We start from the raw sequence: 13337 nt of genomic DNA, 5'->3' as shown, positions 1-13337 counted from the left end.
ACGGTGCCGTGGGCTTTTGCGCGATCAGGACATTTGAAGAACAGGACCGCATCCCATGGCAAACACGCCCCAGTCCAAGAAACGCGCCCGCCAGATCGAGCGCCGCACCGCCGTCAACAAGGCGCGCCGCTCGCGCATCCGCACCTTCCTGCGCAAGGTCGAGGAAGCCATCGCCAGCGGCAACGCCGATTCCGCCAAGGAAGCCCTGCGCGCCGCCCAGCCTGAACTGATGCGCGGCGTGACCAAGGGCGTCGTTCACAAGAACACCGCTTCGCGCAAGATCTCGCGCCTGGCTGCCCGCGTCAAGGCGCTGTCGGCGGCCTGATCGCCTGCAAATCCGGGGCTTCGGGTCCCTTTTCGGGGTGCGCCTGCCAGGGCGCGCCCCTTTTTCCGTTTGGGCATGACGGCTTGCCCAAGGGTCAAGCTGTTTTTACTTAATGCATTGATTTTTAATCATATTAAGGGTTGTCGAGAAAATGTCACGCCCCTGTCAGATTCGTTTGGCTAAAACATCTGTCAAGCGTGAAGTTCGGTTGCCCCCGCCGCCAGCTTGTTGCTAGCTTGCCCCTGCGATTCACCTTTCGCACCTGGGGGACACGATCCAGCCATGCCGACGCTGCCGTCGGCAAAGCCGGACCGGCCAGCGACTGACGGGGCCAGCCCTGTCCGTTTCTGGTCGCGAAACACGATTGTCGGCTGCCACCGGCACGGGTTTTCTGTCTGAATGCGATCTTCGGCTGCCTCGCGGCCCGTCCCTGCTTTCCGCCGGAAAGCGCGGGGGCGTGCGCCGCCCGCATCCGGGTTCCCCATGTCGATGGGCGATCACGCTGGTCCTGCCGGGGGTTCCGGCAGGGGTTGGGGACTCTGAACGGACTGGTCACAATGGATAAAATCTGGGGGCAGGCGCGTGCCGAACTTGAACGAATCGTTGGGACCGACAATTTCGCGACCTGGATCGCACCGCTTCGGCTGACCTCGATTCAAGGCGACACCGCCGCGATCGCCTGTCCGACGCGCTTCCTGTCGGACTGGGTCTCGCGCCATTACAGCGACGACATCCAGAAGGTGCTGGAAATCACCGGCAACCCCGTGCAGCGGATCACCTTCGACGTGGCCCCCGCCAGCACCCGCGGCCGCAAGCCCGCGGCGGGCAAGGGCCCGGCCATCAGACCCACGGTCCGCAGGCAGGACGACGACCTGACCGCGCCCTTGGACAACCGCTTCACCTTCGACAATTTCATCGTCGGCAAGCCCAACGAACTGGCCCATGCCGCCGCCCGCCGCGTGGCCGAGGGCGGGCCTGTCACCTTCAATCCGCTGTTCCTCTATGGCGGCGTGGGTCTGGGCAAGACCCACCTGATGCATGCCATCGCGCGCGAGATGCAGGCCCGCCAGCCCGAGGCGCGGGTGCTTTACCTGTCGGCCGAGCAATTCATGTATCGCTTCGTCCAAGCCCTGCGCGAACGCAGCATCATGGATTTCAAGGAAATGTTCCGCACGGTTTCCGTCCTGATGGTCGATGACGTCCAATTCATCGCCGGCAAGGATTCGACGCAGGAAGAATTCTTCCATACTTTCAATGCGCTGGTCGATCAGGGTAAGCAGATCGTGATTTCCGCCGACCGCGCACCGGGCGAGATCAAGGACATGGAGGAGCGCATCAAGTCGCGCCTTAGCTGCGGGTTGATCGTGGACCTGCACCCGACCGATTACGAATTGCGCCTGTCGATCCTGCAATCCAAGACCGAGACCTTCCGCGCCAGCCACCCCGGCCTTGTCATCGCCCCCGGCGTGCTGGAGTTCCTGGCCGCCCGCATCACCTCGAACGTGCGGGTGCTGGAGGGCGCGCTGCAACGGCTTTTCGCCTTTGCCAGCCTGATGGGGCGCGAGATCACGCTGGACATGACGCAGGAATGCCTTGCCGACATCCTGCGCTCATCCGACCGCAAGCTGACGATCGAGGAAATCCAACGCAAGGTCGCCGAACATTACAACATCCGCCTGTCGGACATGATCGGGCCGAAACGTGTGCGCACCGTCGCCCGCCCGCGTCAGGTCGCGATGTATCTGGCCAAGCAGATGACCTCGCGTTCCCTGCCCGAGATCGGGCGCCGATTCGGCGGGCGCGACCACACGACCATCATGCACGGCGTCCGCAAGATCGAGGAGTTGCGCGGCTCGGACCACACGATTGCCGAGGATCTGGACCTGCTTCGCCGCCTTCTTGAGGCGTAAGGCGTCCTTGGCGTCTTGACCGTCGCGCGGATTCCATTGAAATTGCGCGGCACCGCAGGGGACCGGGCGTCCCCGTCCAGGTGAGAGAACAAGGGACCGACCATGAAATTCTCGATCGAGCGCGCCGTTCTCGTGAAAGCCGTTGCACAGGCTCAATCCGTGGTCGAACGCCGCAACACCATCCCCATCCTGGCCAACGTGCTGATCGAGGCCGTGCCCGAGGGCGTCAGCTTCCGCGCCACCGACCTGGATACCGAGGTCGTGGACCGCGCCCCCGCGCAGGTCGAGCGCCCCGGCGCAACCACGGTTTCGGCCAGCATGCTCAACGACATCGCCCGCAAGCTGCCCGACGGCGCGCTGGTCGCGATCAGCGTCGATGCGGCGTCCGAGCGGCTGACCGTGCAGGCGGGGCGTTCCAACTTCAGCCTTGCGACGCTCCCGCGCGAGGATTTTCCGGTCATGTCCACGACCGAATACGGCGCCAATTTCACCGCCCCCGCCCCGATCCTGCGGCGGCTGTTCGACAAGTCGAAATTCGCGATCTCGAACGAGGAAACGCGCTATTACCTGAACGGCGTCTACATGCATGTGGCGCAGTCCGAGGACGGCCCCGCCCTGCGCTGCGTGGCGACCGACGGCCACCGGCTGGCCCGCATCGACGCCCCCCTGCCCGAAGGGGCGGCGGATATGCCCGGCGTCATCGTGCCGCGCAAGACGGTCAACGAATTGCGCAAGCTGCTGGACGATGACGAGGCGCAGATCGCCGTTTCCGTCAGCGAAACCAAGGTGCGTTTCGCGACGCCGACGATCACGCTGACATCCAAGGTCATCGACGGGACCTTCCCCGACTATACCCGCGTGATCCCCGCCTCGAACACCCGCAAGCTCGAGGTGGACGCGGGCGATTTCGCCAAGGCCGTGGACCGGGTGGCGACCGTCAGCAGCGAACGCTCGCGCGCGGTCAAGCTGGCGCTGGACGAGGACCGGCTGGTCCTGTCCGTCAACGCCCCCGACGCGGGCGCCGCCGACGAGGAACTGGCCGTCGCCTATGCCGACGATCCGCTGGAGATCGGCTTCAACGCCAAATACCTGCACGAGATCGCCAGCCAGATCGAGCGTGAGAACGCCGTCTTTCTGTTCAACGGCTCGGGTGACGCGGCGCTGATCCGCGAGGGCGGCGACACCAGCGCGGTCTATGTCGTCATGCCGATGCGCGTGTGACCCTGCACCGGCTGGCGCTGGCGCAGTTTCGCAGTTGGGCGCGGCTTCGGCTTGACCTTGACGCGCGCCCGCTGGCGATTTTCGGTCCCAACGGGGCGGGCAAGACGAATATCCTGGAAGCGGTTTCCATGCTGTCGCCCGGTCGCGGGCTGCGGCAGGTGGCGCCCGCCGACCAGGCGCGGCGCGGTCCCGATGCGGGCTGGCGCATCCGCGCGCAGATCGGCGACCGGCAGGTCCAGACCGGCGCCGCGCCGGGTCAGGCGCGCGAAGTTCTGATCGACGACAAGCCCGCCCCGCAGATCGCCCTTGGGCGGCTGATCCGGGTGCTGTGGCTGACCCCCGCGATGGACCGGCTGTGGACCGATGCGCCCGAGGCGCGGCGGCGTTTCCTGGACCGTATCACGCTCAGCTTCGCACCCGACCATGCCGAGGAAACGCTGGCCTATGAAAAGGCCATGCGCGAACGCAACCGCCTGCTGCGCGACCAGGTCGGCGACGGCGGCTGGTATCGCGCGCTGGAATCGCAGATGGCGCAATCGGGCGCGGCGATCACCCGCAACCGGCAGGATGCCATCGCCCGGCTGATGCAGGCGCAGCAGGGCGCGGCCACCGCCTTTCCCGCCGCGACCCTGACCCTGCTGCCGGGCGAGGGCGCGGCGGACGACCCCGACCCCGCCAGCATCGCCGACCGACTGGCCGCGATGCGCCCGCGCGAGATGGCCGCCGGGCGCAGCCTGTCCGGCCCGCATCGCGCCGATATCGGTGCGCATTGGGGGCCGCAGGACATGCCCGCCGCGATTTCCTCGACCGGGGAACAGAAGGCGCTGCTGATCTCGCTGATCCTTGCCAATGCGCGGGCTCTGGCGGCGGAACGTCCGGTGCTGCTGCTGGACGAGGTGGCCGCCCATCTGGACGCCGACCGCCGCGCCGCGCTTTACGATGAAATCTGCGCCCTGCCCGCCCAATCGCTGCTGACCGGCACCGGGCGCGAGCTGTTCACCGCCTTCGGCCCCCGCGCGCGTTACCTGCGCGTCACCTTGCAACAGGGCGGATCCTCCGCCGACGAGGTGGATTGATGGAGTGGACCGGCGAGGCGACCGTCATCATGGGTCGCAAACATGGCGAGAACGGCATCATCCTGACCGTCTTTTCGCACGAGGCGGGAATCGTCTCGGGGCTGGTTCCCGGCGGGGCCAGCGCAAAAAGGGCGGCGATGCTGCAACCGGGCAACCGCCTGTCGCTGCGCTGGCGGGCGCGGCTGGCCGACCAGCTTGGCACATTCCAGGCCGAACCGGCGCGGGCGCGTCCGGGCCTGCTGCGCGATGCGCTGTCGCTGGCGGGGTTGAACGCGGTCACCGCCCTGCTGGCTTTCGCCCTGCCCGAGCGCGACCCTCATCCGCGCCTGTCCGACATGACCGAATCGCTGCTGGACCATATCGACGCGGGGCAGGATTTCGCCCTGTCCTATCTGATGTGGGAAATCGCGCTGCTGGACGAACTTGGCTTTGGCCTGGACCTGACAAGCTGCGCGGTGACCGGCGCGCGGGACGGGCTGGCCTATGTCAGCCCGCGCACGGGCCGCGCGGTCAGCCATGCGGGGGCGGGCGAATGGGCCGACCGGCTGTTGCCCCTGCCCTCGCTTCTGGGGGGGACGGGGAATGGCGGGCTGGCCGATGCGCTGCGCATCACCGGCCATTTCCTGCATCTGGGGCTGGCGCAGGACCGCGCGCTGCCCCCGGCCCGCCAGCGGCTGATCGCGCGGCTGGCGCCCGAACCGGCCTGAGGTTACTGAAGCGGCTGCAGCTGCAACGCGTTCTGGCCCGCAAGCTGCGCGGCGGCGGCGGCTTGCAATTCTTCCTGCGTGGCGGGACGGCCGGGTTCAAAGGTCAGATAGGTCGGACCCATCAGCTTGAGCACGCCGCCTTCATAGACCGCCTGGTTGGCCTGGGTCAGGGCGTGGAAATAACGCTCTTCCAGCCGCGTCTCGATGTTCAGGCGGCAAGACATGTCGGTCCAGGTCATTTCCTGCACGCGGAATGCCGGGAATTTCGTGGACAGCGTGCCGCGATAGCTGTTGCAGGGACCTTCGCCCGACAGCCCGCCGGGAACCAGGTTCAGCCGCACGTTGCGCGTGGGCACCGCGTCGGCGCCGATGCCGACAAGCACGAAATCCCCCATCGGGATGCCACCTTCCGAGCTCGCGTCGCGGGGCGTGCCGCTTTCGCATGCGGCAAGGCCGAACGCGGCGACGGCGGCGGCGGTCAGGGCGAAAAGACGCTTCATGGAACACTCCATCCGTTGAAAGGGTCGGCGGCCGTTCTTCGGCCGCATTCGCTCCTCGATATGAAAAAACCATGCCCGCCAACAGCCTTCCGCGCCGAACTTGTCCGTAATGTGACCCGCAAGGCGCAAAAAAACCCGCATGCGTGTATCCACGGACACAGGTTTGGCCTGCGGGCGGTTGGCAAGGGGCACCTGCGGGATATATCGATTGGGGCGCGAACCCGGAACGCGAAAGGCCAATTGATGCATATCGACCCCGCCGAACTGACGGCCCGCCTGATCCGCTGCCCCTCGGTCACGCCCGAGGAAGGCGGCGCGCTGGTGCTGCTGGCCGAATTGCTGGGCGCGGCGGGGTTCGAGTGCCACCGCGCCGACCGCCACGGCACGCCCAACCTGTTCGCGCGCCTTGGCCCGCGGGGCGCGGCGCGGAGCTTCGGCTTCAACGGCCACACCGACATCGTACCCCCCGGCGACGCGGCAAGCTGGACCCATCCGCCCTTTTCCGGGGTCGAGGTGGACGGCATCATCTGGGGCCGCGGCGCCACCGACATGAAGTCCGGCGTCGCCGCCTTTGTCGCCGCCGCCATCGGATACGCCCCCCGCCTGCCCGCCGACGGGGCCATCGTGCTGACCATCACCGGCGACGAGGAAGGCCCCAGCCGCGACGGCACCCGCGCCATCCTGGACTGGATGGCCGAGCGGGACGAGCGGATGGACGTCTGCATCGTGGGCGAGCCGTCGAACCCCACCACCCTGGGCGAGATGATCAAGATCGGGCGGCGCGGCTCGATCACCTTCGACATTCAGGCGCAGGGGGTGCAGGGCCATGTCGCCTATCCGCATCTGGTCAGGAACCCGCTGCATGCCCTGATCCGCCTGCTGGACGGGCTGGCCCACCAGCCGCTGGACGGGGGCACGGCGCATTTCGACCCTTCGGGCGTGCAGGTGACGACCATCGACTGCGGCAACCCGTCGTCGAACGTGGTGCCCGAACGCGCCTCGGCCCGGCTGAACATCCGCTTCAACGACAGCCACGACAGCGCCGGGCTGACGCGCGAGGTCACCGCCCGCGCGGCCCGCATCAGCGATGAAACCGGCGTCTTGCTGACCGTGACCCCCCATGTCTCGGGCGAGGCTTTCCTGACCCGGCCCGGTCCCTTCGTCGATCTGGTCAGCCGGGTGGTCCAGCAGGAAACCGGCATCCAGCCGGTGCTGTCCACCTCGGGCGGGACCTCGGACGCGCGCTTCGTCAAGGACCATTGCCCGGTGGTGGAGTTCGGCCTTGTCGGGCGCTTCATGCATCAGGTCGATGAGCGCGTCCCGGCCGCCGAGGTCCGCAACCTTGCCCGCATCTATGGCCGCATCCTCGAAAGCTGGTTCGCATGATCGCCGTCACCCGCAACATCGCCGCCTGCCGCGCCATCCGCGAAACGGTCTTTGTCGGCGAACAATCCGTCCCGCGCGAGTTGGAATGGGACGGGCTGGACGATCAGGCGATCCATCTGCTGGCCACGCTGGACGGCCAGCCCGCCGGCACCGCGCGCCTGCTGTTGCAGGGCGAGACGGGCAAGATCACCCGCGTCGCCGTCCTGGCCCATGCGCGCGGCACGGGGCTGGGGGCTGCGCTGATTCGGGCGGGCCTGGACCATCTGCGTGGCCAGCCCGGCATCCGGCGCGCGAAACTGGGCGCGCAGACCCACGCGCTTGGCTTTTACGAAAAGCTGGGCTTCACCGCCCTTGGCCCGGTCTATGACGACGCGGGCATCCCGCATCGCGACATGGTTCAGGACCTGCGCCCATGATCCGCCCCGAGCTTGCCGCCCACCTGCGCCGCTGGCGCGAGGTCATCGCGGCCCTTGCCGTGGCGCTTGCCGGGCTGTGGCTGTGGACGCGGGGCGGGCTGTTCTACCGCCCCCTTGGCGCGGGCGTCATCGTTGTCGCCGCCATCTGGGCCGTCGCCGCGCGCCGCCAGATGCGATTCGCCCGCGACATCACCGCCCCCGGTGTGGTCGAGGTGGTCGAGGGCGCGATCCGCTATTACGCCCCTGCCATCGCAGACACCCCCTGGGCGGGGGGCGAGGTCGCGCTGCGCGACCTGACCCGCATTTCCGTCCTGCCGCTGTCGGGCCAGCCGCATTGGCAGCTACGCACCCGCGACGGCCAGGCCATGCTGATCCCGGTCGCCGCTGCCGGGGCGGACCGGCTGGCCATCGCCTTCGCTTCGCTGCCCGGCATCGACATGGGCCGCGTTTCCGCCGCCATCGCGCCGGGCCGCGATGGCCCCGCGATGCAAACCGTTTGGACTATAGAGCGCCACCCCCGCTTGACTTGACGCGGCGCTCTTGCCACCTGTCATTCCTGAACGTCAGACGAAAGGCCTCCGATGTCCATTCCTCAGCAGGGCGGCGGCCCGATCGAACATCCCGACCAGCTTGTCGAATACATCGCCTCGGGCGAAAAGCCGCGCGAGGACTGGCGCATCGGCACCGAGCATGAGAAATTCGGCTATCGGCAGGGCGATCTGATGCCGCTGCCCTATGACGGCCCCGTCTCGATCAAGGCCATGCTGGAAGGGATGCGCGAACGCTTCGGCTGGTCCCCGGTCGAAGAGGACGGCAAGATCATCGGCCTGACCCGCGACGGCGCCAATATCAGCCTGGAACCCGGCGGCCAGTTCGAACTGTCCGGCGCACCGCTGGAAACCATTCACCAGACCTGCGACGAGGTGAACCAGCACCTGGCCGAGGTCGAAGAGGTCGCCCGGACCATCGGCGCGGGCTTCATCGGCCTTGGCGCCGCCCCGATCTGGGGTCAGGACGACATGCCCATGATGCCCAAGGGGCGCTATCGGCTGATGACCGATTACATGGATCGCGTCGGCACCCTTGGCAAACAGATGATGTATCGCACCTGCACCGTGCAGGTGAACCTGGATTTCGGCAGCGAGGCCGACATGGTGCAGAAGTTGCGCGTGGCGCTGGCGCTGCAACCCGTGGCGACGGCGCTTTTCGCGAACTCGCCCTTTCTGGACGGCAAACCCAACGGGATGAAAAGCTGGCGCGCCCATATCTGGCAGAATCTGGACGAGGCGCGCACGGGCATGCTGCCCTTCGCCTTCGAGGATGGCATGGGCTATCAGCGTTGGGTGGACTATGTGCTTGATGTGCCGATGTATTTCGTCTATCGCGACGGCAAGTATATCGACGCGCTCGGCCAGAGCTTCCGCGATTTCCTGCAAGGCCGCCTGCCCGCCCTGCCGGGCGAGGTGCCGACCCTTTCCGATTGGGCCGACCACCTGACCACGGTTTTCCCCGAGGCCCGCGTCAAGAAATTCATCGAGATGCGCGGCGCCGACGGCGGCCCGTGGCGGCGGCTTTGCGCCCTGCCCGCGCTATGGGTCGGGCTGCTTTACGACCAGGGCGCGCTGGACGCCGCATGGGATCTGGTCAAGGGTTGGGACGCGGAAACCCGCGAAGGCTGGCGCCGCGCGGCGGGCCGCGACGCCTTGCAGGCCGAGGTCGGCGGACGGCGGATGCAGGACCTTGCCCGCGAGGTGCTGGACATCGCCGAAACGGGCCTGCGCGCCCGCGCAAGATCCGGCGCGGGCGGGCTGGTCCCGGATGAGACACATTTCCTCAACACTTTGCGAGAAAGCGTGGACAATGGCCGCGTTCCGGCGGATGAACTGCTGGAAGAATACAACGGCGCGTGGAACCACGACCTGACGCGGATCTACGCCGAACGCAGCTATTGAGGTGACCATGCGGCGCTTTTTCCTGACCGGCTTCGAGCGCCTGCTGAACATCCTGACCCTGCTTGCCATCCTTGCCGTGGCCGGGCTGGCAGGCTGGACCGCCTATCAGGCGCAGGGCGAAACCGAGCCGCTCTTGCGCGCGCTTGTCATCCTTCTGGGCGGTCTGCTGGCGGTTTTCTCGGTTGCGGGCTGCGCCTATCTGGCAATCGGGATGCACGACAACAGCCGCCGCATGATCGCGCTGCTGGAACGCGGGGGCGGACGCGCACCGCTTCGCGCGACCCGCGACGATGCGCCCCGGCCCGCGCCGCAGCCTGACCTGGACATGGCTGCCGACGACCTGCCGCCCGAGGAGCCCGCCCCCGCCCCGGTCCCGCCCGCGACGCGGCCCGTCTTCAGCACCCGCGCCATGCCGCGTCCGCAGCCCGCCGAACCGGCAGCGCAAAGGGCGCCGGCGGAACCGGCACCCCCTCAACCTGTCGCAAAGCCCCGCACGCCCAGGCTGGTCGCCGACCGCAGGCCGCCGCGTTAAGGCCTATGCCTGCCGGGCGGTTTCCTGGCGGCTGCGCATGAACTCGTCGAACTCGGCCTTGTCCTTGGCGTCGCGCAGCTTTTGCAGGAAGCCCATGAACTCGTCATGTTCGTCCTCAAGCCGCTTCAGCGTTTCCTCGCGGTAGCTGTCGAAGGCAGAGTTCCCGGTGGGCGTGAATGCGCCGTGACGCGCGCGGCGGCTGTGGTTGCAGGAAAACATGCGTTTGCTCCAGATCATATAGGCCAGAATGGCAAGGCCGAGCGGCCAGAAGGCGACGAAGCCAAGGATCATCGCGATGATCCATGCGAACTTGCCCCGTTCGTCCAGCCAGTCGCGCGCGGCGATCAGCGGGCCGAATCGATGGCGCCCCGAGGACGGCATCCATTGCGCGGTCGTTGTGTTCATTCCCTGGTCCTTCCCTTTTCTGCGGCCCCGCCCATCCGGCGCGGCGTCAATGTTAATCACATTAACATAGATGGGGCAGACAAGGCGCCGTTCAATCCCCCGTCGGAAGTTTTCGGCGAAAAACTGCGGGCGGGCAGGTCAGTGCGGGATGACGCCAAGCCCGCGCAGATAGATCAGCAGGGCGCTTTCCAGCATGTCCTGCGCCGATATGGGCGAGCGGCCGGCAGCGTTGCCGCGGGTAAAAAGTTCCACGATTCCGTGGCTTTGCGCCCAGAGATGATTCGCCACCATCGTCGCGGGCGGGCGCTCGGCGGCGGGCAGATGGGCAAACAGCGCCGCCGATCCCGCGACCAGGATCCGATGCGCCCGCGCTGCCGCGATCCCGGTGGGCGAGTTGGCGGGATAGCTGACCCCGGCCTCGAACATGGCCATGTAAAGGCCCTGCCGGTCCTGCGCGAAACGCAGGTAAGCGTGGCCCATGCGGATGAAGGCGCCAAGCGGGCTTGGGCGCCCGTCGCCGAAAGCGGCATCCAGCCGGTCGGAAAACTCGACGAAGCCCTGACGCGCAACCTCGGCCAGCAATTCGTCGCGCCCGGCGAAATGGCGATAGGGCGCGGCGGCGCTGACCCCGGCCAGCCGCGCGGCCTCGGCCAGGGTGAAGGCCAGCGGGCCTTTCTGCTCGATCAGGCGGGTGGTGGCTTCGACCAGGGCGTTCTTCAGATCGCCGTGATGATAGCTCTTGCGGCCCAACCGACCGCCCTACATGCCTTCGCCGAAGTAATCGTTGACCAGTTCGGACAGCGCCTGCACCAGTTCGCCCGCCTGCGCGCCGCTGGCGGTGACGCGGATCGTGCTGCCGCGCGGCGCGGTCAGCATCAAAAGGCCCATGATCGAATCGCCCGACACCTCAAGCCCGTCCTTTTCCACCATCGCGCTGGCGTCGAACCGTTCGACCGTTTCGACGAATTTCGCGCTGGCGCGGGCGTGCAGACCCTTTTCGTTGATGATCTGAAGGTCCTGGGTCACCGAAGCGCTCATGAAACCGCCTGTCTTTGCACCGACGGGACCGGGGCGGCGTTCACGTCATAACTGTTGATGTATTTGCGCCCCGCCTGCTTGGCCGCGATCACGGCATCGGGCACGGACATGTGGCGCGACTTGGCCAGCTTGACCAGCAAGGGCAGGTTCGCGCCGTAAAGGATCGCGCGATTATCCGTCGAACAGGCCAGCAGCGACAGGTTCGAGGGCGAGCCGCCGAACAGATCCGTCACCACTACCACGCCATCGCCGGTATCGACCGCATCCGCCGCTTCGCAGATTTCGGTCTGTTTCTGGCCACGATCATGATTTTCCTCGATCATGACGGCCTTGATACCCTTTTGCGGGCCAACGACATGTTCGACGGCAAGAAGATATTCCCGCGCCAGACCGCCATGCCCCACGATCACAATTCCAATCAATTCCTACCACCACACATCGACGGCTGCGCATCCCTGGCGGGCACCGCGGGATCGGGTTCCTCCGCGGGTGCCGTCGCCAGATGACGGCGTTCAAGTTCCCTATGACGTTTAGACACCTGCCAGCCGGCTTCTGCAAGAGAATCGGCCATCTTCTCGGCCAAAGTGACGGAACGGTGTTGCCCTCCGGTACACCCGAAGCCGATGGCGAGATGCGTCTTTCCCTCTTTCAGATGGGCAGGCAGGGTGAAAAGAACAAGATCCCTGACCTTTTCAAAGAACTCGGCGAATCGCGGATCGGCCTTCACATAGTCCTGAACGGCGCGGTCGCGGCCGTCCAGCGCCCTCAGCGCAGGTTCCCAATGGGGGTTGTTCAGAAAGCGGCAGTCGAACATCACATCGACCCCGCGCGGCACGCCCCGCTTGTAGGAAAACGACTGGACCGAGACCACCAGCCGCCGGTCGCGCCCGCCGCCGAACCATTGCGACAACTCCTCGCGCAGGTCGTGGGGCGACAGTTCGGTGGTGTCGATCAGCACATCGGCGCGCACGCGGATGGGGGCCAGCAGGTCGCGCTCGGCCTCGATCCCTTGCAGGGGGTCGCCCTCGGGGGTCAGCGGGTGGCGGCGGCGGGTTTCGTTGAAGCGGCGCAGCAGATGTTCGGGCGAGCAGTCCAGATAAAGCACCTCGGGCGCGTAATCGGGCATCCGCGTCAGCCGGTCGATCAGTTCGATCAGGTTCGAGGCCGAAAAGTCACGGTTGCGCACGTCCAGCCCAAGCGCCAGCGGCACGGGCCGCGCGGGACCGTCCAGCAGGCGCGGCACAAGCGACAGGGGCAGGTTGTCGATCGCCTCATACCCCAGGTCCTCAAGCACGTTGATCGCGGTCGAGCGGCCCGCCCCGGACGGTCCCGTCACCAGCACCAGCCGCTGCATGTCACTGTCGCCTTCAAGCGCGCCGGAAGCCATCTAATGCACCCTGCCCTTTGCGATAAGCTGCCTTAACCTTGGGGCAAGATGGAAGGAATATGGCCCAAGAACAAGGGGCAAGGGCCTGTCCAGCAACAAATATTCGCGCGCGGGGGGCAGGCGGCTGTCCTCGGGCGTTCCCAGGTCGACGACCAGCGCGACCGCGACCGGGCCAAGCGGATCGGCGGCAAGGATGCCCACGCCCCGCGCCTCGATCCGCCCGCGCAACCTGTCGGGGGCGTCGGCCAGTATCCCGTCGCCGCCCTGCCACAGCAGCGTCCGGTCATCGGAAACCAGCCCCGCCCCCATCGCCATCAGGTCCAGCGCAAGCGAGGATTTCCCCGCCCCCGACGGCCCCAGGATCAGGACGCCCCGCCCGCCAAGCGCCACGCAAGAGCCGTGGATGTTCACAGGCCGAATCACCTTGCCCCCCTGATTGCAACCGCGCGTTTTTCGGTATGGCAGGGTATGGCACCCTCACG

The 13337-nt window shown here is 67.0% G+C and carries 17 protein-coding genes; 10 read left to right on the top strand and 7 right to left on the bottom strand.

Annotation, left to right across the window (positions count from 1 at the left end):
* Positions 1 to 55 precede the first annotated feature (55 nt).
* The 5 genes from rpsT (at position 56) to recO (ending at position 5239) form a co-directional block, all read left to right on the top strand.
* Positions 56 to 325 carry a 30S ribosomal protein S20 gene (gene rpsT / locus Q0O97_RS02070; RefSeq protein ID WP_294924103.1) on the top strand — a complete coding sequence of 90 codons (270 nt, stop codon included), beginning with the start codon at positions 56 to 58 and terminating at the stop codon, positions 323 to 325.
* Between the two features lie 557 nt (positions 326 to 882).
* Positions 883 to 2235 (top strand): chromosomal replication initiator protein DnaA, encoded by a 1353-nt coding sequence (dnaA, locus tag Q0O97_RS02065; RefSeq protein WP_294924100.1) that lies wholly within the window; start codon positions 883 to 885, stop codon positions 2233 to 2235.
* A 102-nt stretch (positions 2236 to 2337) separates the two neighbouring features.
* Complete coding sequence (gene dnaN / locus Q0O97_RS02060; RefSeq protein WP_294924097.1) at positions 2338 to 3456, top strand: DNA polymerase III subunit beta; 1119 nt, start codon at positions 2338 to 2340, stop codon at positions 3454 to 3456.
* A complete protein-coding gene (gene recF / locus Q0O97_RS02055; protein WP_294924094.1) occupies positions 3453 to 4532 on the top strand; it encodes a DNA replication/repair protein RecF in 1080 nt (359 codons plus the stop codon). Before dnaN ends, recF begins: the two co-directional genes overlap by 4 nt.
* Entirely contained in the window at positions 4532 to 5239 is a 708-nt protein-coding gene (gene recO / locus Q0O97_RS02050) for a DNA repair protein RecO (RefSeq protein ID WP_294924092.1), read from the top strand. Before recF ends, recO begins: the two co-directional genes overlap by 1 nt.
* A 2-nt stretch (positions 5240 to 5241) precedes the next feature.
* On the opposite strand, the gene Q0O97_RS02045 is transcribed toward recO, so the two are convergent.
* The gene (locus Q0O97_RS02045; RefSeq protein ID WP_294924089.1) at positions 5242 to 5739 is read right to left on the bottom strand and encodes an META domain-containing protein; all 498 of its coding nucleotides are present in this window, start codon (positions 5737 to 5739) and stop codon (positions 5242 to 5244) included.
* Between the two features lie 243 nt (positions 5740 to 5982).
* On the opposite strand from Q0O97_RS02045, the gene dapE reads away from it, so the two are divergent.
* Genes dapE through Q0O97_RS02020 form a run of 5 tightly spaced genes read left to right on the top strand, consistent with a single transcriptional unit; the run spans position 5983 to position 10025 of the window.
* Complete coding sequence (gene dapE / locus Q0O97_RS02040; protein ID WP_294924086.1) at positions 5983 to 7125, top strand: succinyl-diaminopimelate desuccinylase; 1143 nt, start codon at positions 5983 to 5985, stop codon at positions 7123 to 7125.
* Positions 7122 to 7541, top strand: a complete 420-nt coding sequence (locus Q0O97_RS02035; protein WP_294924083.1) for a GNAT family N-acetyltransferase — start codon at positions 7122 to 7124, stop codon at positions 7539 to 7541. The genes dapE and Q0O97_RS02035 overlap by 4 nt, the downstream gene beginning before the upstream one ends.
* Entirely contained in the window at positions 7538 to 8071 is a 534-nt protein-coding gene (locus Q0O97_RS02030) for a hypothetical protein (protein WP_294924080.1), read from the top strand. The genes Q0O97_RS02035 and Q0O97_RS02030 overlap by 4 nt, the downstream gene beginning before the upstream one ends.
* A gap of 51 nt (positions 8072 to 8122) precedes the next feature.
* Positions 8123 to 9493 carry a glutamate--cysteine ligase gene (locus Q0O97_RS02025; RefSeq protein ID WP_294924077.1) on the top strand — a complete coding sequence of 457 codons (1371 nt, stop codon included), beginning with the start codon at positions 8123 to 8125 and terminating at the stop codon, positions 9491 to 9493.
* Positions 9494 to 9500: 7 nt separating this feature from the next.
* On the top strand, positions 9501 to 10025 hold the full coding sequence (locus Q0O97_RS02020) for a hypothetical protein (protein WP_294924075.1): 525 nt from the start codon (positions 9501 to 9503) through the stop codon (positions 10023 to 10025).
* 3 nt (positions 10026 to 10028) lie between these two features.
* Here Q0O97_RS02020 and Q0O97_RS02015 read toward each other — a convergent pair whose 3' ends face one another.
* The 6 genes from Q0O97_RS02015 to Q0O97_RS01990 all read right to left on the bottom strand — a co-directional run bounded on the left by Q0O97_RS02015 (position 10029) and on the right by Q0O97_RS01990 (position 13278).
* A complete protein-coding gene (locus tag Q0O97_RS02015; RefSeq protein ID WP_294924213.1) occupies positions 10029 to 10406 on the bottom strand; it encodes a DUF2852 domain-containing protein in 378 nt (125 codons plus the stop codon).
* Between the two features lie 162 nt (positions 10407 to 10568).
* Entirely contained in the window at positions 10569 to 11180 is a 612-nt protein-coding gene (locus tag Q0O97_RS02010) for a TetR/AcrR family transcriptional regulator (protein WP_294924072.1), read from the bottom strand.
* A 9-nt stretch (positions 11181 to 11189) separates the two neighbouring features.
* Positions 11190 to 11468 (bottom strand): HPr family phosphocarrier protein, encoded by a 279-nt coding sequence (locus tag Q0O97_RS02005; protein WP_294924069.1) that lies wholly within the window; start codon positions 11466 to 11468, stop codon positions 11190 to 11192.
* Positions 11465 to 11890 (bottom strand): PTS fructose transporter subunit IIA, encoded by a 426-nt coding sequence (locus tag Q0O97_RS02000; protein WP_294924067.1) that lies wholly within the window; start codon positions 11888 to 11890, stop codon positions 11465 to 11467. Before Q0O97_RS02000 ends, Q0O97_RS02005 begins: the two co-directional genes overlap by 4 nt.
* The gene (rapZ, locus tag Q0O97_RS01995) at positions 11887 to 12822 is read right to left on the bottom strand and encodes an RNase adapter RapZ (protein WP_294924210.1); all 936 of its coding nucleotides are present in this window, start codon (positions 12820 to 12822) and stop codon (positions 11887 to 11889) included. Before rapZ ends, Q0O97_RS02000 begins: the two co-directional genes overlap by 4 nt.
* Before the next feature lie 33 nt (positions 12823 to 12855).
* Positions 12856 to 13278, bottom strand: coding sequence for a serine kinase (locus Q0O97_RS01990; RefSeq protein ID WP_294924064.1), 423 nt, complete (start codon positions 13276 to 13278; stop codon positions 12856 to 12858).
* Between the last annotated feature and the right edge of the window lie 59 nt (positions 13279 to 13337).

The sequence above is a fragment of the uncultured Paracoccus sp. genome, assembly GCF_945915435.1.
In the GTDB taxonomy this organism is placed as follows: domain Bacteria; phylum Pseudomonadota; class Alphaproteobacteria; order Rhodobacterales; family Rhodobacteraceae; genus Paracoccus.
Note: the sequence above shows the minus strand (reverse complement) of the source record. Positions and strands in the feature narration are given on the sequence as shown.

Coding starts and splice junctions, on each gene's coding strand:
- rpsT (WP_294924103.1), top strand. CDS start 56: ATGGCAAACACGCCCCAGTCCAAGAAACGCGCCCGCCAGATCGAGCGC.
- dnaA (WP_294924100.1), top strand. CDS start 883: ATGGATAAAATCTGGGGGCAGGCGCGTGCCGAACTTGAACGAATCGTT.
- dnaN (WP_294924097.1), top strand. CDS start 2,338: ATGAAATTCTCGATCGAGCGCGCCGTTCTCGTGAAAGCCGTTGCACAG.
- recO (WP_294924092.1), top strand. CDS start 4,532: ATGGAGTGGACCGGCGAGGCGACCGTCATCATGGGTCGCAAACATGGC.
- Q0O97_RS02045 (WP_294924089.1), bottom strand. CDS start 5,739: ATGAAGCGTCTTTTCGCCCTGACCGCCGCCGCCGTCGCCGCGTTCGGC.
- dapE (WP_294924086.1), top strand. CDS start 5,983: ATGCATATCGACCCCGCCGAACTGACGGCCCGCCTGATCCGCTGCCCC.
- Q0O97_RS02035 (WP_294924083.1), top strand. CDS start 7,122: ATGATCGCCGTCACCCGCAACATCGCCGCCTGCCGCGCCATCCGCGAA.
- Q0O97_RS02030 (WP_294924080.1), top strand. CDS start 7,538: ATGATCCGCCCCGAGCTTGCCGCCCACCTGCGCCGCTGGCGCGAGGTC.
- Q0O97_RS02025 (WP_294924077.1), top strand. CDS start 8,123: ATGTCCATTCCTCAGCAGGGCGGCGGCCCGATCGAACATCCCGACCAG.
- Q0O97_RS02020 (WP_294924075.1), top strand. CDS start 9,501: ATGCGGCGCTTTTTCCTGACCGGCTTCGAGCGCCTGCTGAACATCCTG.
- Q0O97_RS02015 (WP_294924213.1), bottom strand. CDS start 10,406: ATGCCGTCCTCGGGGCGCCATCGATTCGGCCCGCTGATCGCCGCGCGC.
- Q0O97_RS02005 (WP_294924069.1), bottom strand. CDS start 11,468: ATGAGCGCTTCGGTGACCCAGGACCTTCAGATCATCAACGAAAAGGGT.
- rapZ (WP_294924210.1), bottom strand. CDS start 12,822: ATGCAGCGGCTGGTGCTGGTGACGGGACCGTCCGGGGCGGGCCGCTCG.